Source organism: Liquorilactobacillus nagelii DSM 13675 (assembly GCF_019444005.1).
In the GTDB taxonomy this organism is placed as follows: domain Bacteria; phylum Bacillota; class Bacilli; order Lactobacillales; family Lactobacillaceae; genus Liquorilactobacillus; species Liquorilactobacillus nagelii.
Map to the genome: position 1 here is coordinate 819,029 of NZ_CP049304.1, position 20,113 is coordinate 839,141.

19 protein-coding genes and 1 pseudogene are annotated in these 20,113 nt (G+C 35.2%); 4 read left to right on the forward strand and 16 right to left on the reverse strand.

Features of this window, described 5'->3' with window-relative positions; all coding sequences use genetic code 11:
* The first annotated feature begins 102 nt into the window (after nucleotides 1–102).
* A complete protein-coding gene (locus tag G6O73_RS04375) occupies nucleotides 103–669 on the forward strand; it encodes an LOG family protein (protein ID WP_057886087.1) in 567 nt (188 codons plus the stop codon).
* Between the two features lie 2 nt (nucleotides 670–671).
* On the opposite strand, the gene G6O73_RS04380 is transcribed toward G6O73_RS04375, so the two are convergent.
* The 10 genes and pseudogenes from G6O73_RS04380 to G6O73_RS04425 all read right to left on the reverse strand — a co-directional run bounded on the left by G6O73_RS04380 (nucleotide 672) and on the right by G6O73_RS04425 (nucleotide 11,240).
* A complete protein-coding gene (locus G6O73_RS04380) occupies nucleotides 672–1,508 on the reverse strand; it encodes an energy-coupling factor transporter transmembrane component T family protein (protein ID WP_057886088.1) in 837 nt (278 codons plus the stop codon).
* Nucleotides 1,501–3,213 carry an ABC transporter ATP-binding protein gene (locus tag G6O73_RS04385; RefSeq protein WP_057886089.1) on the reverse strand — a complete coding sequence of 571 codons (1,713 nt, stop codon included), beginning with the start codon at nucleotides 3,211–3,213 and terminating at the stop codon, nucleotides 1,501–1,503. The genes G6O73_RS04380 and G6O73_RS04385 overlap by 8 nt, the downstream gene beginning before the upstream one ends.
* Nucleotides 3,214–3,215: 2 nt before the next feature.
* Nucleotides 3,216–3,785, reverse strand: coding sequence for an ECF-type riboflavin transporter substrate-binding protein (locus G6O73_RS04390; protein ID WP_057886090.1), 570 nt, complete (start codon nucleotides 3,783–3,785; stop codon nucleotides 3,216–3,218).
* Nucleotides 3,786–4,141: 356 nt separating this feature from the next.
* Nucleotides 4,142–4,450, reverse strand: coding sequence for a nucleoside triphosphate pyrophosphohydrolase family protein (locus tag G6O73_RS04395; protein ID WP_148126673.1), 309 nt, complete (start codon nucleotides 4,448–4,450; stop codon nucleotides 4,142–4,144).
* A gap of 21 nt (nucleotides 4,451–4,471) precedes the next feature.
* Nucleotides 4,472–5,404 (reverse strand): NAD(P)-dependent oxidoreductase, encoded by a 933-nt coding sequence (locus tag G6O73_RS04400; protein WP_057886092.1) that lies wholly within the window; start codon nucleotides 5,402–5,404, stop codon nucleotides 4,472–4,474.
* A gap of 32 nt (nucleotides 5,405–5,436) precedes the next feature.
* Nucleotides 5,437–5,931: a GNAT family N-acetyltransferase gene (locus tag G6O73_RS04405; RefSeq protein ID WP_057886093.1), complete on the reverse strand. Its 495-nt coding sequence runs from the start codon at nucleotides 5,929–5,931 to the stop codon at nucleotides 5,437–5,439.
* A gap of 40 nt (nucleotides 5,932–5,971) precedes the next feature.
* Nucleotides 5,972–6,982 (reverse strand): annotated as a pseudogene (locus G6O73_RS04410) (zinc-binding alcohol dehydrogenase family protein).
* Between the two features lie 86 nt (nucleotides 6,983–7,068).
* Nucleotides 7,069–8,307 (reverse strand): cytosine deaminase, encoded by a 1,239-nt coding sequence (gene codA, locus G6O73_RS04415; protein ID WP_057886094.1) that lies wholly within the window; start codon nucleotides 8,305–8,307, stop codon nucleotides 7,069–7,071.
* A gap of 1 nt (nucleotide 8,308) precedes the next feature.
* The gene (locus G6O73_RS04420; RefSeq protein ID WP_057886095.1) at nucleotides 8,309–9,667 is read right to left on the reverse strand and encodes a cytosine permease; all 1,359 of its coding nucleotides are present in this window, start codon (nucleotides 9,665–9,667) and stop codon (nucleotides 8,309–8,311) included.
* Between the two features lie 160 nt (nucleotides 9,668–9,827).
* Nucleotides 9,828–11,240, reverse strand: a complete 1,413-nt coding sequence (locus tag G6O73_RS04425; protein WP_057886096.1) for an amino acid permease — start codon at nucleotides 11,238–11,240, stop codon at nucleotides 9,828–9,830.
* A 334-nt stretch (nucleotides 11,241–11,574) separates the two neighbouring features.
* Here G6O73_RS04425 and G6O73_RS04430 point away from each other — a divergent pair, with 334 nt between their 5' ends.
* Entirely contained in the window at nucleotides 11,575–11,943 is a 369-nt protein-coding gene (locus G6O73_RS04430) for a DUF1304 domain-containing protein (RefSeq protein ID WP_057886097.1), read from the forward strand.
* A 149-nt stretch (nucleotides 11,944–12,092) separates the two neighbouring features.
* Here G6O73_RS04430 and G6O73_RS04435 read toward each other — a convergent pair whose 3' ends face one another.
* Nucleotides 12,093–12,596 carry a GNAT family N-acetyltransferase gene (locus G6O73_RS04435; RefSeq protein ID WP_057886098.1) on the reverse strand — a complete coding sequence of 168 codons (504 nt, stop codon included), beginning with the start codon at nucleotides 12,594–12,596 and terminating at the stop codon, nucleotides 12,093–12,095.
* A gap of 14 nt (nucleotides 12,597–12,610) precedes the next feature.
* Nucleotides 12,611–13,408, reverse strand: a complete 798-nt coding sequence (locus G6O73_RS04440; RefSeq protein WP_057886232.1) for an aldo/keto reductase — start codon at nucleotides 13,406–13,408, stop codon at nucleotides 12,611–12,613.
* A gap of 165 nt (nucleotides 13,409–13,573) precedes the next feature.
* Between G6O73_RS04440 and G6O73_RS04445 the strand changes: the two genes are divergently transcribed.
* Nucleotides 13,574–13,774 carry a DUF1659 domain-containing protein gene (locus tag G6O73_RS04445; RefSeq protein ID WP_057886099.1) on the forward strand — a complete coding sequence of 67 codons (201 nt, stop codon included), beginning with the start codon at nucleotides 13,574–13,576 and terminating at the stop codon, nucleotides 13,772–13,774.
* 32 nt (nucleotides 13,775–13,806) lie between these two features.
* Complete coding sequence (locus G6O73_RS04450) at nucleotides 13,807–14,031, forward strand: DUF2922 domain-containing protein (RefSeq protein WP_057886100.1); 225 nt, start codon at nucleotides 13,807–13,809, stop codon at nucleotides 14,029–14,031.
* Between the two features lie 197 nt (nucleotides 14,032–14,228).
* On the opposite strand, the gene G6O73_RS04455 is transcribed toward G6O73_RS04450, so the two are convergent.
* The 4 genes from G6O73_RS04455 to G6O73_RS04470 all read right to left on the reverse strand — a co-directional run bounded on the left by G6O73_RS04455 (nucleotide 14,229) and on the right by G6O73_RS04470 (nucleotide 20,046).
* Nucleotides 14,229–15,245, reverse strand: a complete 1,017-nt coding sequence (locus G6O73_RS04455) for a glycosyltransferase family 2 protein (RefSeq protein WP_057886101.1) — start codon at nucleotides 15,243–15,245, stop codon at nucleotides 14,229–14,231.
* A 102-nt stretch (nucleotides 15,246–15,347) separates the two neighbouring features.
* Nucleotides 15,348–16,772, reverse strand: a complete 1,425-nt coding sequence (locus G6O73_RS04460; RefSeq protein WP_057886102.1) for an MFS transporter — start codon at nucleotides 16,770–16,772, stop codon at nucleotides 15,348–15,350.
* Nucleotides 16,773–16,929: 157 nt separating this feature from the next.
* A complete protein-coding gene (locus tag G6O73_RS04465) occupies nucleotides 16,930–18,687 on the reverse strand; it encodes a glucosaminidase domain-containing protein (RefSeq protein WP_219935211.1) in 1,758 nt (585 codons plus the stop codon).
* A 321-nt stretch (nucleotides 18,688–19,008) separates the two neighbouring features.
* On the reverse strand, nucleotides 19,009–20,046 hold the full coding sequence (locus G6O73_RS04470) for a polysaccharide pyruvyl transferase family protein (RefSeq protein ID WP_057886104.1): 1,038 nt from the start codon (nucleotides 20,044–20,046) through the stop codon (nucleotides 19,009–19,011).
* Nucleotides 20,047–20,113 lie beyond the last annotated feature (67 nt).

The following is a 20,113-nucleotide window of genomic DNA, read 5'->3' on the forward strand; positions in this document are numbered from 1 at the left end:
CATCTCAACAAGTAAAAAATTGTTTTGTCGCTTTTTCTTTTTAAATCCCTCTGTTACAATAATTATGCAAAATACATTATTGATTTAATTGAGGCGATTTTAATGAAAAAAATAGCAGTTTACTGTGGTGCCTATGCTGGGAAAAATCCAGTTTACGAAAAAATGACCTTAACTGTCAGTCATTGGCTTGTTAATCAAGGGTATGACTTGGTTTATGGAGGTGGCAGTGTTGGCCTGATGGGAATTCTGGCAAAAACAGTTTTAGCCGATGGCGGCCGAGTTTACGGCTTTATGCCACAAAACCTTTATTTACGGGGAACTGCCTTAAATAACTTAACTTCGCTAACAATCGTTGATAACATGGCAATTCGCAAGCAAAAAATGCTTGCTGCAGCTGATGTTTGCCTGGCTTTGCCTGGTGGTGCTGGAACACTTGAAGAAATCAGCGAGGCCTATTCTTGGGCTCGGATTGGGGACAATTCGGCTCCTTGCATTCTTTATAATGCCAACGGTTATTATAATTTACTTGAAAAATTTTTTAAGCAAATGGTTGTTGAAGGTTTTCTATCAACTGAACATTTCCAAAAGTTATGTTTTGCTAAAGACTTAACTCAAGCGGCTAAATTCATCGCTGATTATACTCCACCAGAAATCAGGAAATATCCTTAAAATTATTTGAAAGGATTCCAGAATCGTCCTTGATTAAGTTTAAATAAGTAAATTCCCAAAGCTACCCAGGCAATAATCACTAGCAAACTCAAATAATCAGCAATTTTGTATGATCGTGCCATATACCAAGTTCTTTTTTGGTGCTGTCCAAATCGGCGCAAAGCCATGGCTTGACTGATGATTTCAATTCTTTCTAGACTGGTAAAAATTAGTGGTAAAAGGATTTGCACTGCCCCTTTAGCTCGTTGCAACAAGGATGCCTTTTTTGACAATTCATAGCCGCGTGCTTGTTGGGCTAAACTAATTGTTCGATAGTCGCGTTGTACGGTTGGAATATAGCGTAAAGCTATTTCGAAGGCATAACTAATCCGATAAGAAATACCAATTTTATTTAAACTAGCAGCAAATTCACTTGGATTAGTTGTCAACAAAAAAATTAATGCTAACGGAACTGCAAAAACATACTTTAGTAGTAAATTAAATAAGTAGAATAGTTCCTCCCAAGATAAATTAAAATAATGCTGTGAACTTCCCCAAATTAAATGCTGTGTTCCATAAATTTTCATTCCATAACCCGGTCCAAAAATATAAACCATTACCAAGTTTAAAATAGCAAAAGCAATAATTACTTTGATTATTAAAGCTACCTCGTGATAACGAATTTGAGCATAATGAAATAAGATCAAAGACATTAGCAAAATTCCTAATAAAAAGCGAGTGTCGAAAGTTATCATTCCAATAATTGAAAAACTAATAAAACCAATTAGTTTTGTGCTGCCACTCAAGCGGTGCAAAAAAGTCGGTCGATCAATATAACCAATAAATAAATTTTCAGTCACTGATTCTCGCCTGCCTTTCTGCTTGGATAAACTTGCTGACAAAATCTGTAGCTGATGGCAAACAAAAGTGTTCTGCCAAATCAAAAAGACTTGTCCTAGCCAGTGAAGATTTTTGAATAGTCTTATCATTAGTCAAAATAGCAGCTGGAGAATCATCAGCCAACAAGGCACCATTATTCAAAACTAGTGTTCGCTGAGTATATTCCAACATTAAGTGCATATCATGAGTGATCAACACAATTGTTAAATTGTGTTGTCGCTGCAATTTTTCCAAAAAGTTCATTATTTCCGTGTAATGATATAGGTCCTGACCAGCAGTAGGTTCGTCTAAAATCAGCATTTGTGGTGCTAACACCAAAATTGAAGCGATCGTAACCCGCTTTTTTTGTCCAAAACTTAAGGCTGAAATTGGCCAATTGCGCATTTGATATAAGCCACAGATTTTCAAGATTTTACCTACCTGAGCCTTAATTTCTGTTTCAGCTACTTGTCGTAATCTTAATCCACTGGCAACCTCATCAAAAATCTTGGTTTGAGAAATCATTTGGTTAGGATCTTGGAGAATATAACCAATTTTTTCAGCACGTTGTTTGACTGATAACTTCAATAAATTTTCACCTGCAAATTTAATTTCTCCCGCACTCGGGGTTAAAAAACCAGCAATTAAATTACTCAAAGTCGATTTACCAGTACCATTCTTGCCTACCAAACTGACCATTTCACCTTGGTAAAGTGTAAATGATAAATTGTTAATGATTGGTTGATTGCTTGCATACCCAAACTTTAATTGCTTAACCTCTAATAAAGGAACTTTAGAAACTGGCTTACTTTCAAGATGTAAACTAGTATTCCATTGCTGCAAAGATTCTTTTAAATTTGGCGCAGCTACTTTTTGAACGTTGAGTAAGGAGGTGCAATCTGTCAGATTAATTCCTGTTTGTCGAATGGCATTCAAATATAGTGGTTCACGCAGTCCGAGTTTTGCCAATATATTACTAGCCAATAGTTTCTCTGGCCGATCGTCTGCAACTATCTGTCCATTTTCCAATAAAACCAAGTGATCAATTCCAGCAGTTAAAACTTCTTCAATTCGATGCTCAATAATAATTACCGTCAAATCTTGTTGAGCAGCTAAATGATTTAACAATTGCATTGTTGCTTGACCAGCAGCTGGATCTAAGTTAGCTAACGGCTCATCAAACAATAAAATTTTGCTTTCATCAATTAAAACTCCCCCCATTGCCACCCGCTGTTTTTGACCACCGGAAATTTCTTGCGGAGAGTGTTGTAGTAAATCAGTTAAATGCAACTTTTCGGCCCATTTTCGCGTGGCTGCTCGCATATTTGCTTGTGGTTGACAGTCATTTTCAAGCGAAAAAGCCAAATCCTCCACCACTGTCAAACCTACAAATTGGCTATCAGGATCTTGTAGAACAGTCCCAACAGCAAAAGACAGCTCAAAAATTGAGCTGTCTTTTGCTTGATGACCATTAATCAAACAAGTCCCCATCATCTTTCCAGAAAAAGCTTCTGGAATTAATCCGTTAAGACAGCGTCCCAGTGTTGATTTACCTGACCCCGAAGCCCCAGCCAGTAAAACTTTTTCACCCGGATATATATCAAGATTAATCTTTTTTAAAGTTTTTTCAGCTTGACTCTCATATTGGAAAGAAAAGTTTCTGAATTGAATAATTGGTTTAATCATAGCTAATCTTCCTTCTTCAGACTGCCATGTTTTGTCCTAGTGCGAGAATATAGTACCAATAACAAAGTTCCAATAATTGCAACCGAAATACTATTTACTAACCAGGTGGTTATTCCTTGGACATAAACTTTAGTCGCCGGCTCGTGATAAATCAAAATATCGCCAGTTGGCGCAAGTAAAACCCAACCAATAAAATTAACAATTATCTGATAAATATTAAACCAAATCAATTTTGCAGTTGATAAGACACCAGTTTGAATTTTTAATCTATTTTTCAAGAAACCAAAAACCACTCCAACCAGTCCATCGACAATTACCCATGTCCACCAAGGAGACCCGTAAGTTACAAAATCATTAAGTGCATGACCAATAAATATTGCAAGTCCAGCTGTTACAGGACCATAAATTACCGCTAGCAACGGTAAAAATCCCTCAGCAACGTTAATTTGTGTATTCGGAATGCCGGTTGGAATAGCAACAAACTTCATTAAAACAAAAATAATTGCTGCCCCGATTCCAGTAGCTACAACTGATTGAATTGAATCAGACTTTTTATTCAACTCTTGCACCATCCTTTATTAAAATTAAAAAACTGAGAATTAAAGCAAAAAACGCCCTTTCAATTGAAAAGACGTTTATACGTGGTACCACTATTCTTCGATTTGAAAAGTTCAAATCCTCAATTAAGCTAACGGTTAACCCGGAAACAGTTTATCTAAAATTCACTGTTTCATCATTTATTGTAAGAAACCATTTTCACTAGTTTATGATAATCATCTTTCAGCAAATTAATGACTCTCTAAATATATAAACTAGTTACTTATTTCCCTGACTTTAATCTCAATTTTATTGTCATTTTACCCCAAGAAAAGATCAAAATCAATCATTTCTCACTAAAAGTCATTGTTTAAGTAGTTATTATCATTTTTTATTCGTCTTTTACCTGATGATTCAACCATTTTTCAGTCTTTTGTTCAAGTAATTTGTGTAATTCAAGCGGTTGACAGTCAAGCTTAACTAAAATTGCTAAGATAACCAATAAAGAATCTACTAATTCTTCTTTAGTAGCATTAATATCAAGGTGCTTGTAACCATTTCCTGAAGCATTAATACTAGCCAAATATGCTTGAGCCGCTTCTCCGCTTTCTTCCATTAACTTTAAAAATTGTTGTTGGACACTTTTAGGTTCAAGTAACGCAGCTTGAATAATTTTTTCTTGCAATTGTCGATCAAGCATAATATACTTTTCCTCCACTTTCTAGTAGCCAGCCTGTAAATCAACTAAATTGTGCATCGGCTTGCCAGTTAAATAATTATCCAAGTTAGTTGCAAACAAGGGGTATAATGCTGCACGAAAATGTGGTATTTGTCCAGCAATGTGTGGAGTAATAACTATTTTGTCGTGATGCCATAAACGCGAAACAGTTTCTAGCGGTTCATGCTCAAAAACATCTAGATAAGCACTGCGGATCCAAGACTCATCTACTAATTCTAACAGGTCATCTTCAACTAATGTATTACCACGTCCAACATTAATAAAAGTATAGCCTGGAGCAATTTTGCGGAAAACTTTGGCATTTAAAAAGTGTTTAGTTTCTGGAGTTCCCGGCAGAGTTGAAATCAAATAATTAATCTTTGTCTGGTACCCCGCTGTCTGAAAGTTTTTAATTGAGATAACATCATCAAAAACATCAACTAAATGTGAATCCATTCCGTGGCGATTAACACCAATGACTTGCATCCCTAAAAAGCGACAATATCGTGCAATTTCTCGACCGATTTTACCAGTTCCTAGAATTAAAGCTGCTTGTTCCCGTGCTTCTAAAACTTCTGGCGTCAGCCAGGTTTGTGGCCTTTTAAAACTTTCGCGAAAACCACGATTCTCCATTAGAATATAACCAGTGACTGTTTCAGCAATATAACGACTATGGAGTCCCGAAGCATTCGTTAAGAGAATTTTTCTTTCTCTAAATTTTTCTAACGGAAAATAATCAATTCCAGCCGATTTAGCTTGCACCCATTTAAGATGGTGTCCTTTAAGAAATTGTTGGGCTAAGGTTTTATCCCAACCTAAAACAATTTCTGCTTCTCCAGCAATTTTTGTGTCTGTTGAAAAACTAACACTAGGAAATTGTTGATCTAGACGTTGAAGTTCCTCGGGTTTTGGTTTTACTAATAATAAAGCTTTCATTTGATCACTCCTTTTTATGAATTTTAAATTATTTATAACTGCAAAAACAAATTGTGCCAAGTCTCATCAGCATGTTTTGATTCAGCGATTCCTTCATCCTGAAAACCATTTTTTTGATAGAAAGTAATTAGAGTTGGCAAACAAGTTAACGTTACCCCTTGTCGCCCAGCATCTTGGGCTTGAGCAATTAGCGCTTGCAAAAGTTGACTGGCAATTCCTTTTTTTCGGTAGGCTGGGGCAACCGCCAGGCTTAAGACCGCCTGATATGGTGCTTGATTGGCTGAAAAATTTTTAGTCACACTACTAAACAAATCATCTGTTAAATATCTCCTTGAAATAGCTGGCCCTACAATAAAACCTACTAATTTAAAATTAACAAAAGCTCCTAAAAAAGTTTCAGGAATCTGGTGTTGTCTTTGTTTCATGGCTGATATGCTCGCTGCTTCTGACAATGAAAAACTACTTCTTTCAATTTCCATCACCGTTTTTAGATTCCATTCATTGACAGAATCAAGTAAAATTTTCATTAGACATCATTCCTTGCATTAAACAAAAATAGATTCAAAATTATTTGCAGATTACAATTTTCCCAATTGAACGATTACTGGCAATCATTTGATGGGCTTGTTCCAAAACATCAGCATTCAATGAATGTAAAGTTTGTTTTAAAGTCGAATGCAATATTCCTTGATCTAAAAGTTGCGAAACTTTTTCTAAAATTTGATGTTGGGTAATCATGGTTGGCAACTGATAAAACGATTTAGTATACATCCACTCCCAAGCAAAAGTAACACTCTTAGATTTTAACAGTCCTAAATCCAAGGGGTGCTGATTACCAGTAATTGAAACAATCCGCCCTTCTGGTTTGATCATTTCGGCAATTTCTCCCCAGTGACCATCAATATCACTTAAACCTAAAATAAAATCAACACTTTTCTGACCATTATTGAACAATTGTTCTGGCAATGATCGACGATGATTAAGAATTATGTCCGCTCCCATTTTTTGGGCCCAATTTTTAGTTTCAGAACGAGAAGCCGTTGCAATCACTTGTAATCCGACCATTTTTGCCAATTGAATGGCAATTGAACCAACTCCTCCTGCCCCGTTAATGATTAGAATGGTTTGATTGGAATATTTTTTTTCTGGTGACAAGCCCATTTTTTCAAAAAGTGCTTCCCAAGCCGTTAAACTAGTTAATGGCATTGCCACAGCTTGAGCAATTGACAATTTTTCAGGCGCATGAGCTACTAAACGTTCATCAACTAATTGGTAGTCAGCATTCGAACCTGATCGACGATAGTCTCCGGCATAAAATACTCAATCCCCCGGCTGGAATAATTCAACAGCTGAGCCAATCTCTTCGACAATTCCCCAAGCATCCCATCCTAAAATTTTTGGTTGAGGCAAATCTGCTTTGAGCTGCTTACGAACTGCAATATCGATTGGATTAACTGATACCGCGGCTATTTTGACTAGTAAATCATGACCTTTTGCTTGCGGTTTTTTGATTTCAAAATCAACTAAGTTGGACCGATTACTACCGGATTGCTGAGTTTTAGCACCAATTGCTTTCATCATTGTTTTCAAATCAACCACCTCAAATTTATTTTAAACTACTTTCATTGTGACACTTTGGACACCCTAAAAACAATTATCTTGTTTCATTTCCAATATATCTCTGTTTTTGCTGGAGTAGTTTTCGCTAAAACTCTGCCTTCACGAATGTTATAGAGAACTTCAGCATGTTGATTGAGCACTTGGTAAAAGTCAGTTCCATTCAATAAAATGCAATTTCCCGGTTTTCCGACTTCAATTCCATAATGATCTTGGATTTGTAATGTTTTTGCTGCATTGTAAGTTACATAATTGAAAGAATGTTGCAATTGCTGGTAACCCATTAACTGTCCAGCATAAACTCCCATTTGCAGTGGATCAAGCATATTACCATTTCCCAAAGGATTCCATGGATCCTGAACATCATCTTCCCCAAATGATACATTAATTCCCGCTTGACCTAGTTCCTTAATTCGAGTCAATCCTCGTCGCTTGGGATAAGTATCAAAACGGCCTCCCAAATGAATATTAACTAAAGGATTAGCCACAAAGTTTAACCCGGCCATTTTTAATAAGCGAAATAGTTTATAGGTATATGCATCATTGTAAGAGCCCATCGCAGTCGTATGACTTGCCGTTACCCGCTGTTTCAAACCAGTTTCATAAGCCAAGGTTGCAAGAACCTCTAAATTACGACTGTTAGGATCATCAATTTCATCACAATGAACGTCAACTAAAACACCATATTTTTCAGCTAAAGAAACCAAATATTTTAACGAATCAGCCCCATAAAATTGGTTAAATTCATAATGTGGAATTCCACCAACAACGTCAGCTCCTTCTTTAATAGCTTGATCGAGCAGTTCTTTCCCGTGCGGAAATGATAAAACTCCTTCTTGTGGAAAGGCAACCAATTGTAATTCAATTTGATCCTTTAGCTCAGCTTTTAGTTCCAATAATGCCTGCAGAGCAGTTAAGTGAGGATCTGTGGTGTCAACGTGGCTTCGTACAAATTGAATCCCTAAACCAACCTGATGCAACAATGTCTTTCGGGCTCGTTGCTTAACATCCTTAATTGTTAACGATTGTTTCCGTTTTGACCAAATTCGAATACCATCAAATAAAGTCCCAGTTTCGTTCCATTCTGGTTGCCCAGCTGTTAAGGTCGCATCTAAATGGATATGTGAATCAATAAAAGGTGGTAAAAGAACTTTATTTTGACCATCAAGTACTTGCTCCTGATCTCGAGCGCTGATATCTGGTGCAATCTCGCTAAATTTACCATCCTCGATCCGAACATCTTTTAAATCTGTTTGATTATTAATGTGAACGTGTTTAATTAACATTTTAATTACCTCTTTTGCTTAAAAAGTTCATGATCAACCAATAAAGAAATCCACTCAATAACATATCAGGATAAGTTGCTCCAATTGTTGATTGTAAAAAAGAAACTTGTTGTAACAGGAAAAAAACTCCCGCGCCGATAATCCAGATTAACACCGCTACCCAGTTAACACCTTTAGTATACCAATATTTTCCCATCGGAATTGTCAAATCAGTAACACGATAATTTTGTTTGGCACAGAAAAAGTAATCCACAATAATAATACTAATAATTGGCCCTAAAACCATCCCAATATAATCTAGAAAAGCTGTAAATGCCGCTAAAAAGCTGCCCAAAATCATCGGAATAAATGTAACCAACGTTGCTAAACCTGCTACAATCCACAAAGCGTATTTTAATTTCAATTTTGCAAAAATATTTGCTAAAGCGGAACCAGCTGCCATCAGATTTACAGCATTAGCTGTCATACTGGTCAAGATGATTACTAATAATGCTAGCACACCTAATCCCAGGCGACTCGCAATCGAACTTGGATCAGAGTTGTTCGGGTCATAATTGCCAGATGAAACTGCAATACTGATTGTTGAAATCAAACCAATCATTGCGAACCAAAGAACTCCGACCAATGCACCTGCAAAAGAAGTTGTCGTTGCGGCCGATTTTTTGCGAGCAAAACGTGAAAAATCAGCTGCTGCAGTCACCCAAGCTAAATTAAAAGCAGCAACCGTATCAAAAGCATTACCACTCGATAACTTTAACTTAGTAGGAACTTGCCAATGAATAATTTGTTCGAATGAAACCTGTTGAAAAACAATGATTGATTCCCAAATTACAAAAACAAAAACTAATATAATTCCTAAACGTTCAATTAACTGAACTGAACGTGAACCACTAGCAATACTAATAATATGTAGCACACTCATAACTACAATTCCACAAAGCATCCCTTTTAAACCACCATCTTGTCCCCAAAGCGGCCAGCCTAGTAAATCATGCAGTAAATAACTGACAGAAGTAGCAGCAATAAAGGTATTGACAGCTGTCCAACCAATAAATTGAGTAAAGTTTATAATCGATGGCAAAAAGCTTCCTCGTAGTCCGAATGAAGCGCGAGCAACGCCCATCGTTGAGACACCAGTTTTAAAGCCGATATAACCAACTAAAGCTAAACAAACATATGCAATTGCTGATGACAAAACTAAAATCTTGGTGGCTGTTAAAAATCCACAAGCAGCCATTACCCCTCCAATGTACCAAGTTCCATTATTTGCGTTAGCTCCGACCCAAGTAGCAAACATATCCCATGAAGTTGTTCGACGTTTGGCTAATGGAATGCTGAATGTTTCAGGTTGCTTCCCCATGATGACCTCCTAAAAACTATTCTTTTAAATCTATTCTAGTCCATTTTAAATAAAAAAAGAACATTTTTCATTTAAATAAAGATAACTTTCGTGTTTACCTAAAAAAACTCCAGACACAAATGTCTGAAGTTTTTTAGTTTGTTCTTAAATAAATTAGATTCTAATGATTCAATAAGGAATGTTTCTTGCCATAAGCAAAATATAAAATCATTCCTAAAGCGAACCAAACTAGAAATCTTACCCATGTTTCCCAGTTAAGACCAATAATCAAAGTAATGCAGAAAATAATCGCAATAATTGGAGTAACTGGAACACCTGGTGCTCGAAAGCCGCGATGGATTTCTGGATGGTTTTTGCGCATCCATAAAATCCCCGCTGATACAAGAATGAAGGCCGTTAGCGTGCCGATATTAACCAGCTCTGACAAAATATTCAAGTTAATGAACCCACCAGCAATCGCTGTTAAAATACCAAAAAACCAAGTTCCCTTAAATGGTGTTTTATATTTAGGACTAACTTCACCAAAAAACTTTGGGAATAATCCATCACGTGACATTGAGTAACAAATTCTTGACTGACCATATAATTGAACTAAAATAACAGTCGTCATTCCTAAAATAGCGCCAATGCTGACAATCAAGGCTAACCAGCTTTGGCCGGTTTGGTGCAAAACTGCTAAAATTGGAGCATTTAAATACTTAGTAAAGACTGTATACTTAACAACACCTGTCATAATCAAGGTCATAATAATATACAAAACAGTCGAAATTAAAAGTGATAATAAAATTCCTCGAGGCAGCGTCTTGCTTGGATTAATTGTTTCTTCAGCACTCGATGCGACTGAGTCAAAACCGATGAATGAAAAGAAAACAATTGAAGCTGCTGGAATTACTCCGGCTGCCGTACCATTATGAAAACTATAAATTCCATATGGTGAAAATGGAGTCCAATTATGTGGTTTAATAAACCAAACTGTGCAGACAATGAATAAAATAATAACTGCTAACTTGATGATTACCATTGTATCATTAACTCGTTTAGTTTGATTAATCCCAATTGAAATAATCCAAGTAATTACCAAAACAATTATAAAGGCCGGTAAATTAAAGTAAGTTGTAACCCCCGGCGTCGTTCCTGCCGCCGCCGTTAGGACCGTTGGAATATGGATCCCCATTTCCGATAATAAATTTAAAAAGTAACCTGACCAACCAACTGATACAGTTGCCGCTCCTAAAGCATATTCCAAAATCAAATCCCAGCCAATAACAAAAGCAATTATTTCACCAAAGGCTAAGTAAGAATAAGTGTAAGCTGAGCCAGCTACCGGAGCCATCGAAGCAAATTCGGCATAACATAGTCCAGTAAAACCACAACAAATTGCCGCGATTAAAAACGAAACTGATAGAGCTGGACCTGCAGTTAAAGCACCTTTACCAGTTAAAACAAAAATTCCAGTTCCAATAATTGCCCCAATTCCCAAAAACGTTAAATCCATTGTTTTGAGTGTTCTTGTTAGTGGAGTTGCGTCTGCTAACAAGTCATCAACATTTTTTCTTCGAAAAAGTCCACTCATGAAAAACCATCACCTTTCATCGACTATGTTTAACATTCTATAATCTAATTTTAATCTAGTCAAATAGTTTCACTTTGGTGTTGTCATAAAATGTAACATACACCGTTAAATCAACCGCTTTATTTTTGCATCTGAAAGTTAAATCAGCTTTAAATTTATTTTATGGTCCCTTTTATTAAAAATTACTTTGAAAGCAAAAGATATTTTTACATCAAAGATTAGTTTAAATCTTCTAGCTTAGTGTTTGATGAAAAACTATCACCTTGAATTGTTTAAACTAAGGCAACATAATTTGTATAATATAAATAACTATCAAAAAAAGGAGAAATAAGTTTTGAATATCATTTGTAATATCTTAGTAATATTAGTTGCAGTTGAAGCATTAGCAATTATGCTGATTGAGGTTTTTGGCAGTCCTGAATTACATGCTAAAGCATTTGATTTAAGTTTAGACTATACTCGCATGCCTGAGGCGAGAATTTCAATGAGCAATCAAGGAATCTATAATGGATTCCTCGGAATTGGTTTACTACTTATTCGTTTTTTCTTTCCAACGATAATTACAACTAGTGGTGCCTTGTTATTTACCATTTTTATTGTAGTTGCCGCTGTTTGGGGATGGTTAAGTGCACATAACGTCAAGATTTTTCTCGTTCAAGGGATTCCCGCACTTTTGGCGACAATCTTTTTATTCCTTAGTTAACCTTAAAACTAAACAACATAAGTAAACATAAAAACAAAATCAAGAAGCAGGTAGCTTATTTTAAAGTAATCTACCTGCTTCTTGATTTTATTAAGCTTTGATTCTTGGACCAGCGTTTAGTAATTAGACTAATTATATTTTTAGCTACTTTAAACTGACAAATGGTAATTCTTTCCTAAAATATCTAGATCTCGCAATTGTTGATCCAATGAAGCTATTTCTGGAAAATGTCCCCACTTTTTGTAGCCAAACTCTTGAAAAAGTCGTTGACTTGCCTGATTATGGCTGAAAACAAAAGCTAGTACAATCTCAACTTGACAAAAACTTAATTGATCAGCAAGAAATCTCAATGCCTGCTTGCCAATTCCTTGTCCCTGATAGGTTTGATCTAAATAGAGGCTGACTTCAGCTGTTCGTTGATAAGCTGGTCGACCATAAAAATCACTTAAACTTAGCCAACCAATTATCAAATCAGTCTTTTTAATTACCCAAAGCGGTCGCTGCATATTGTTTTGATGCCCTGCAAACCAAGTCTTTCGCTGCTCAATCGTCAATGGAACTAAATCTGCAGTTGATTTTCGGGTTAAAACTGCTTGATTATAAATCTCAACAATTCGCGGCAAATCTTTTGTTGTTGCTAATTCAAATTTCATTTGTATTGCCCCTTTCAAATCATATCTAAGGAAACCTTGTTAATCGGGCGTGGATACAGCATGTTTAGCTGACTTAACTCGTCATCAGAAAAACTTACATCTAAAGCCGTTAAGTTTTCAGCTAAATGCTTAATTGAAGAAGCTTTAGGTATACAGTAGACACCTTGTTGCAAAACCCAAGCTAATAAAAGACTGTGGACTGTGATTCCCTTTTTTCTGGCCATTTGTCTTAATTGTGGTTTAATTTCCAAGTACCGCGAATTTTCAGATCCAAAAGGAGAATACGCAATAAATCTAATTTTTTGTTGTCTTTGTAACTCAAGTAAACTCGTCTCTACTCCACGACTACCAAGATTATATAGATCCTCGTTAGCGAAGCATTGATTACCATCGGGAATATTCAATAATTCTTTAATGTCAGCTACATCGAAATTTGAAACACCCCATTGGTGAATTAATCCTTCTTGTTTTAGATTCTCTAAATTTTTTACTATTTCGGCTAAATTAGTGTCCTGCCGCCAATGAAGCAAATAAAGATCTAAGTAATCTGTCTGCAGGCGTTTTAAAGAGGCAGCTAAGCTGGTTCTTAATTTTTGAGCGTTTGCATGCCATGGATAAAATTTCGAAACAATTGTTAAGTTAGTTCGAACAAAAGGTTGAATTGCTTCACCTACTAGACTTTCTGCAGCTCCTTGACCATACATCTCTGCAGTATCAATCAAGGTTATTCCTTGATTCAACCCATAACGCAATGTAGCCACTTCTTGTTGGTACTTTTCTTTAGAGCCCTCACCAAGATGCCAAGTTCCCATACCTAAATTTTTCAGCAAGCTACCTCACCTCATTTAATAAATTTTCTTTATTATAAATCTAAGAACTGCTTTCGCCAATCCTTTTACAGCTAAAGTAGTTTGTTCGTATATTACATGTAAGTTGACTGCGCAGAAAACTTGCATAACTTGAAAGGGGTTTTTATTATGAGTAAAACATGGTTGAAATCAAACTTAACCACAATTACAACCGACAATGCAGGAAAAGAACAGAAACGTACTTTTAATAATATCAATAGCAATGTAACCGAAGAAAAAATTAATAATTTTGGTAAAATCATAGCTGAATTAACTGGAAAAACGACAACTGACATTAACTTAACTGTCGTATCGGCTATTAATGAATAATTTTATCACACAAAAAATTTAGGAGGAAATTTATGAAACAACTTGATTTAGTTTTTACAGATGAAACCGGCAAAAACAAAACTCACTTTCGTTTGGACGGAGCCAAGGAAACATTATCGGCTGAAACCGTTCGTGATACAATGCAAAAACTGATTTCGTTAGAAATTTTTGTTGCCAAAAAAGGACAAAAAATGTTTGTAACTCCAGTAGAAGCTAAATATATCGAAACCTTAGAGACGCCTATTTTTACACTATAATAATCAGAGGCCTAGAACCCGTTTTACCCCACTTATTTGAGTTCCAATAAAAAATAACAAAAAAGTTTTTGAATCGTTAATAGCTGCGATAATCCATAAAAAAACGTAGATTAATAAAGTGAACCCCCGAGATTGTTGTCCAATCTCGGGGGTTCACTTCATAATTTTAAAAATTAACCTGCCTTTTTTATGTTTTCTCAGTTAAAACCATACATATGCTGAGCTAAATGATATGCTCCAATAGCTGTTTTTCGACCAATTCTTCCAGGCAAATGAAGACCTATCCCAAATAATCCCCGACGTAATTGGTGATAGAGCTTAAGATCACTAGTTGCAATGTATTCCCACAATTCATCTTTTTGCTGCAGACTGGTCAAAGAACCATCTTTAATTAACAAAATTGAAGAAATAGTTGTGATAATCTCTAAATATTTTTCTAAGTAGTCTGCAACCGGACTGCTTAAATTAACCTGCTTAACATAAAAATCAATCATCATGCGATTTACCTTAAGCTGTTGATCAATTCTTTGCAACATAACAGTTTCATTAACAGACTGATCCGAACGTCCGATAAAATAGTGGTATAAATCAGTGTCCAAATAATAAATTTTTTTCACGAATGGTAATGGTTCAAATGCATATAAATTGTCTTCATAAAAAGTATGTTTTGGCAGTTGCAATCGAACCTGTTCACGTAAAAGATTAGTCCGATAAATAATCGAATGCATCAGTAAATATTTTCCCAGCGGAAATTTTGCCTTTTCCCAACCAAAAAATTGATTTTGTGGTAAACAATTTAAATAGCTCATTACTTTTTTATGATTGGACCCTTGTTTATCATATACAAAATTACAAACTAGCAAATCAAGTTGAGTCGGCTTTGAACTAACAAGGCTCAAAAAGTCAACAACTTTTTGATACGAAACAGCATCTAACCAGTCATCGCTATCAACCACCTTAAAATATTGACCAGTGGCTACTTTTAAGCCCGCATTAATAGCTGCTCCGTGACCGCCGTTAGTTTGATGAATCACTTTGACTCTTTCAGGGAAGCGTTGCATATAGTAATCAACTTTTTCTCCGGTTTGATCGGTTGAACCATCATCAATTAAAATGACTTCAACTTTTTCTTCTCCTAGCAGTAATGAATTGACACAACGCTCTAAATAAGCCGCTGAATTATAGCAAGGAACAACAATACTTAAAACTTTCACTTCTGCTAACTCCCTTTTGACTACAAAATAAATTTCAAATTCCTCGATTTTCCTTATCTATAATATCATATTGATTATAAATTTATTTTAATCATAGTATTTTTAGTCAGATGTTATACTTTGTCGTCGGCACGCAACGACTAAACCAATGAAACAAATTATTAGAGCAAATAAGAAAACGGCATGCATCCCAAAAATAAAAGTTTCAAGATGTTTAGTCGGGAAAATCGTAATTTGTTGTCCAGTATGAATGCTCATTGCACCAAACAAAATTGTTGTTGCTCCGGAAATCCCTACTACCATTCCGAGATTTCGAGCTAAAGCATTAATACCACCAGCAATACCCAAATCTTTTATTGCCACTGAACTCATAACTGTTGTATTATTTGGCGCTTGAAAAATTCCGTTTCCCAACCCAACTAAACCAACATTAGCAGTAAATATCCACAGTGGTGTTTGAAGATTAGTTAATAAGTAACCTACCTGACTAGCCAAAATTAAAAAGAGCCCTAAAATAGTTATTTTTTTAGTACCAATCCGATCTGAAACGGCACCTGAAAAAGGCGCAATAATGACTTGGACTAAAGGAAAAATCATCAATATATACCCAGCAATTCTCGGTGATAGACCACGTGCATTTTCTAAATAAAATGGTGAAATAACATTAAAAAAGAAATTTGTAACAAAAATTAAGAAACCAGTTAACAAACTGCGCGAAAATTGCTGATTCTTAAAAATTGTAAAAGAAATCAAAGGTTCAGTTTGAGTTAATTCTGTTCTGACGAAGAACACCAAACTAACAATAGCAACAACAAATAAAACAATAATTAGTGGAGCCATAAATCCAATTTCTTGACCCAAAAAGACTGCTGTAAACAAACTGACCATAAAAATTGCTAGATAAAACGCCCCCTGATAATCTAGTATGGTTTTTCTTTTATTAAAATCAGCTGGGAGAATAAATGCTCCTAGAATAATTGTCAAAATTCCAATCGGAACATTAATCCAGAAGATATAACCCCAGGTAAAATGAGCTAAAATCAGCCCTCCAACACCCGGACCAGCGATTGATCCTAAGGCAACAAAGGATCCTATCAAACCTAAAGCTTTACCTCTTTCTGAAAATGGAAATATTTCCGTAATGATGCCGTTGTTGGTTGCCATTGTCATAGAGGCGCCAAAAGCTTGAATACCACGAGCTACTAATAATAAACTAAAATTACCTTTAAAACCTGCTAATAAAGAACCTATTACAAAAAAGAACGTTCCAATTCTAAAAATTTTTATTTTGCCAATTATATCTCCTAATTTACCAAAAAATAACAATAAAGAACAGATTACGATCAAATACAGTGATACCACCCACTCAGCCTGATTCATCGGAATCTTTAAATCTTGACTGATAACCGGCAGCGCAATGTTTACAATACTACCGTCCAAAGTTGCCATAATTGTAAATAACCCGATAGCTCCTAGAATCCACCACCGGTGCCGTTGAACTGCCTCATCTTCTAAATATTGTTTCATCTCAAGACCTTCTTCTCTCAGTTAAATGCTCAAATAGCCAACTTCTTTATTATAAGTGAAGTTTAAGTGTTTTAAAAATTAAAAAAGTTCTAAAATTAGATTTGCTAATTTTAGAACCCAAAAATGGACTCAATCCTTGGAAATAGTTGAAATAAATTTAGAATTCAGAGTTATCATATGCTAATAATCCGTATAGGTTAATCATGTTAATGATTTTGTCTGCATACTGAGGATCAGTTGCATAACTACCATATTTACCGTGATAAAGATTCTTGGCAGCAGTTGCAACATTTGCTGAATGCGTTCGATTCGAATTATAGAAACTGTTCGCTATTAGCTGGGCGTATCTTTCAAGCGAATCATAGTACGACGAATAAGCTTGAAATTTTGCTGCCACAGAATATTTATGCCCGTTATAATACTCTATCGTTGGCATAGTTACATAGCTGCCCTGACCTGAATATTTCACGCCAAATAAATTATGAGCATTCTTGGTTAATGTACTATCACCATAACCACTCTCTAAGGCAGCTTGCGCCATCATTAGTGATGGATATAAATTATAACGTCTCGAAGCTTGTTGGGCAGCTGTTGCAATACTGTTAAAAAAATTAGCAATATTTGTGTTCATTTCCAATGCACCAGTTGTATGATTAAAATATAATTCAGTGCCATTTATTGAGCGCAAGCCGTATTGCATCTGACCATTTCCAGCATAATAAACCACCTTATGTTGATAGTCAATATAATAAAGACCAGTTTTCATCGCACCTGTAACATTATCAAATAAATACCAACACCCGTTTAAATGTTGTTGACCATACTGCATTTGACCATTGTTATTGTAATAAACAGTTTTATGCTGATCACCAATATACTGAAAACCAGTTTGACGCGCACCAGTTACTCCATTAAATAAATACCAGTTACCATTTAAATGTTGTTGACCATACTGCATCTGACCATTGTTATTGTAATAAACAGTTTTATGCTGATTATTTATGTATTGGAACCCAGTCTTCCTTGCACCAGTTACTCCATCAAACAAATACCAATACCCATTTAAATGTTGTTGACCATACTGCATCTGACCATTGTTATTGTAATAAACAGTTTTATGCTGATTATTTATGTATTGGAACCCAGTCTTCCTTGCACCAGTTACTCCATCAAACAAATACCAATACCCATTTAAATATTGTTGACCATACTGCATCTGACCATTCGTTGCATAATACACTACCTTATTTTGTTCTTTTATTTTTTGAAAACCAATTTGATTCTTATGGGTAGCTGAATCAACTAAATACCAATGTCCATTTTGATAAAGTTGAACTAGTCCTGGTTGTGTTTGCTTAATTGCTTGAGTCTTAGCAGTTTTTTCACCGGAATCCGTCATTAAATTAGGATTTTGAGATTGAGACTTTTTGTTGGTTAACGTTGATTTTGCAATAGTGGAAGACTTTTCTGTCGCAAACAATTTTGGCTTGTCTGCAGAGCTATCCAGAGTTGATTCGTTGTTTGTTGGATTATCTGTTTGTTCTTCTGTTGTTGCTGTAGTTGTTTTTTTATTGTCCATTGACGTCGTCGAATTACGGTTAATCGTTTCCTTAGTACTTTGTTGCATATCCGTTGCTACACTAGTTGCTGAATCATAGTTTGTCACTGCTGGCTGTGATGAAGTATTTTGATTCACTGAACTTTCTGAATTGCTTGTTATTACTTTTTCATTAACCGAAGGATCTTTAGATGACAAAGTACTTGAACTCATGGCTGATGAAACGGAATTAGTATCTGCTGCAACTGTTTCTGAAAAGAATCCAACTGAAGCAATGCAAGCTACTAAGGTCACAGTTGCAAAAATCCAATTCTTACCAGCTTTGTACATTTTATATCTATTCTTTCTTTCCGACATACAATAATCTCCCTTTTGACTTAAATTAAAAAGATCTTAAAAGACACCTTATTTTTATATCGACTATTTCTAGAAATGTTTAAAGTCGTGTTTGATTAATTTTAGAAAATGTTATTAAGCTTTTATCATTTAAATTATTTTCAAAAAATTATTGTTAATCGTCGAATTTATTTTAAGCTGTATTTTTATCTTTTAATAAACAACTCTTTTTCAGTTAATAATGTAAACATTCAACCACTCCATTTTTCAAATTTTACTTTAATAACTAAAAACACCTGAACTCAAGTAAAAATTATACTCAAATTCAGGTGGAAATCTTTTTTATCTGTTAATTGAAAACTTCTTAGAATGATTTTCTATTAATTTGTCCAACTGATTAAAATCGTTTCTAACATCATATGGATGCTTGGTCAGTGTCAATAAATGTTTAATCTGTGGCGTTAATCGTTCAAGATCATCTTCGTCAGTATAGTCAATCCAGTCAATATGTTCAAGCCAATCAAAGTAAGCGTGCTTTCCTTTTCCGTAACTGTTACCAAATAATAAACAAGGAGTACCTGTTAAAACTGAAAAAACCATCGCATGCCAACGATCAGTGATCACTATCTCTTGATTAGAAAATAATTCAAGTTCATCTTTAAAAAGCTTCCGCCGACTTTCTGGAGTAATCCGATCAACCGTATCCAAAACGGTATCCGTTTGTTCAATTGACCGTTTACCATTATCCAAAACTTTCTTTAAAGAAGAAATCAATTGATCGTCAACCACCTTTTCACTGTCCTGCCGAAAAACGAATAGTGCACCTGAACGTCCTTCATTAAAGGTTTTAGGTTGAAGATATAAAACCATGTCTGGTGTAAATAAAACATGATTCTTAAAAGTCTGTTGCATTCGATGATAGCTTTGAGCATCACGGGCTACCAAATATAAATTAGGATTTTTTTCGTAAGCTTCCTGACTCTTCTTCTTTTCAATTTCACCATGTTGGTTTTCCTCAAAATGAATTGATTGTGGAAAAGAAATAGTTAAATTATCTGTAAAAGATTCAAAAACTCTCCTTCTGGCAATTTCATGATCTAAATATAAACTCCCCATATTACCACCACCGACAAACGACACGATGTCTGGTGGTTGAATTACTTTTTGGATCTCTTTGATTGCTGCTTCAGTGTCCTCTTCCAAAATCTCAATAAATTCATACTCAGGAAACTCGTTTTCGATGTATCTTTTCTGTGCCCATGAAACAGCTTGATCACCTAAGTTTGTATAAGTAGGAATTCCAAAAGAAAAGAATTTTGGCTTTTTATCATTTGGAATAGCTGTAACAACGTTTGAATTACCGATGTAAAAATTTACCATTTAAATCTGCCTCCAAGTAACTATTGTGAAAATCAGCGCTTATAGAATATAATACTAAACATTTTTT

Bases quoted from the DNA above. Each gene is read 5' to 3' on its own strand.
- G6O73_RS04375 (WP_057886087.1), top strand. From the start codon at position 103: ATGAAAAAAATAGCAGTTTACTGTGGTGCCTATGCTGGGAAAAATCCA.
- G6O73_RS04385 (WP_057886089.1), bottom strand. From the start codon at position 3,213: ATGATTAAACCAATTATTCAATTCAGAAACTTTTCTTTCCAATATGAG.
- G6O73_RS04390 (WP_057886090.1), bottom strand. From the start codon at position 3,785: ATGGTGCAAGAGTTGAATAAAAAGTCTGATTCAATTCAATCAGTTGTA.
- G6O73_RS04395 (WP_148126673.1), bottom strand. From the start codon at position 4,450: ATGCTTGATCGACAATTGCAAGAAAAAATTATTCAAGCTGCGTTACTT.
- G6O73_RS04400 (WP_057886092.1), bottom strand. From the start codon at position 5,404: ATGAAAGCTTTATTATTAGTAAAACCAAAACCCGAGGAACTTCAACGT.
- G6O73_RS04405 (WP_057886093.1), bottom strand. From the start codon at position 5,931: ATGAAAATTTTACTTGATTCTGTCAATGAATGGAATCTAAAAACGGTG.
- codA (WP_057886094.1), bottom strand. From the start codon at position 8,307: ATGTTAATTAAACACGTTCACATTAATAATCAAACAGATTTAAAAGAT.
- G6O73_RS04420 (WP_057886095.1), bottom strand. From the start codon at position 9,667: ATGGGGAAGCAACCTGAAACATTCAGCATTCCATTAGCCAAACGTCGA.
- G6O73_RS04425 (WP_057886096.1), bottom strand. From the start codon at position 11,240: ATGAGTGGACTTTTTCGAAGAAAAAATGTTGATGACTTGTTAGCAGAC.
- G6O73_RS04435 (WP_057886098.1), bottom strand. From the start codon at position 12,596: ATGAAATTTGAATTAGCAACAACAAAAGATTTGCCGCGAATTGTTGAG.
- G6O73_RS04440 (WP_057886232.1), bottom strand. From the start codon at position 13,408: ATGGGAACTTGGCATCTTGGTGAGGGCTCTAAAGAAAAGTACCAACAA.
- G6O73_RS04445 (WP_057886099.1), top strand. From the start codon at position 13,574: ATGAGTAAAACATGGTTGAAATCAAACTTAACCACAATTACAACCGAC.
- G6O73_RS04450 (WP_057886100.1), top strand. From the start codon at position 13,807: ATGAAACAACTTGATTTAGTTTTTACAGATGAAACCGGCAAAAACAAA.
- G6O73_RS04460 (WP_057886102.1), bottom strand. From the start codon at position 16,772: ATGAAACAATATTTAGAAGATGAGGCAGTTCAACGGCACCGGTGGTGG.
- G6O73_RS04465 (WP_219935211.1), bottom strand. From the start codon at position 18,687: ATGTCGGAAAGAAAGAATAGATATAAAATGTACAAAGCTGGTAAGAAT.
- G6O73_RS04470 (WP_057886104.1), bottom strand. From the start codon at position 20,046: ATGGTAAATTTTTACATCGGTAATTCAAACGTTGTTACAGCTATTCCA.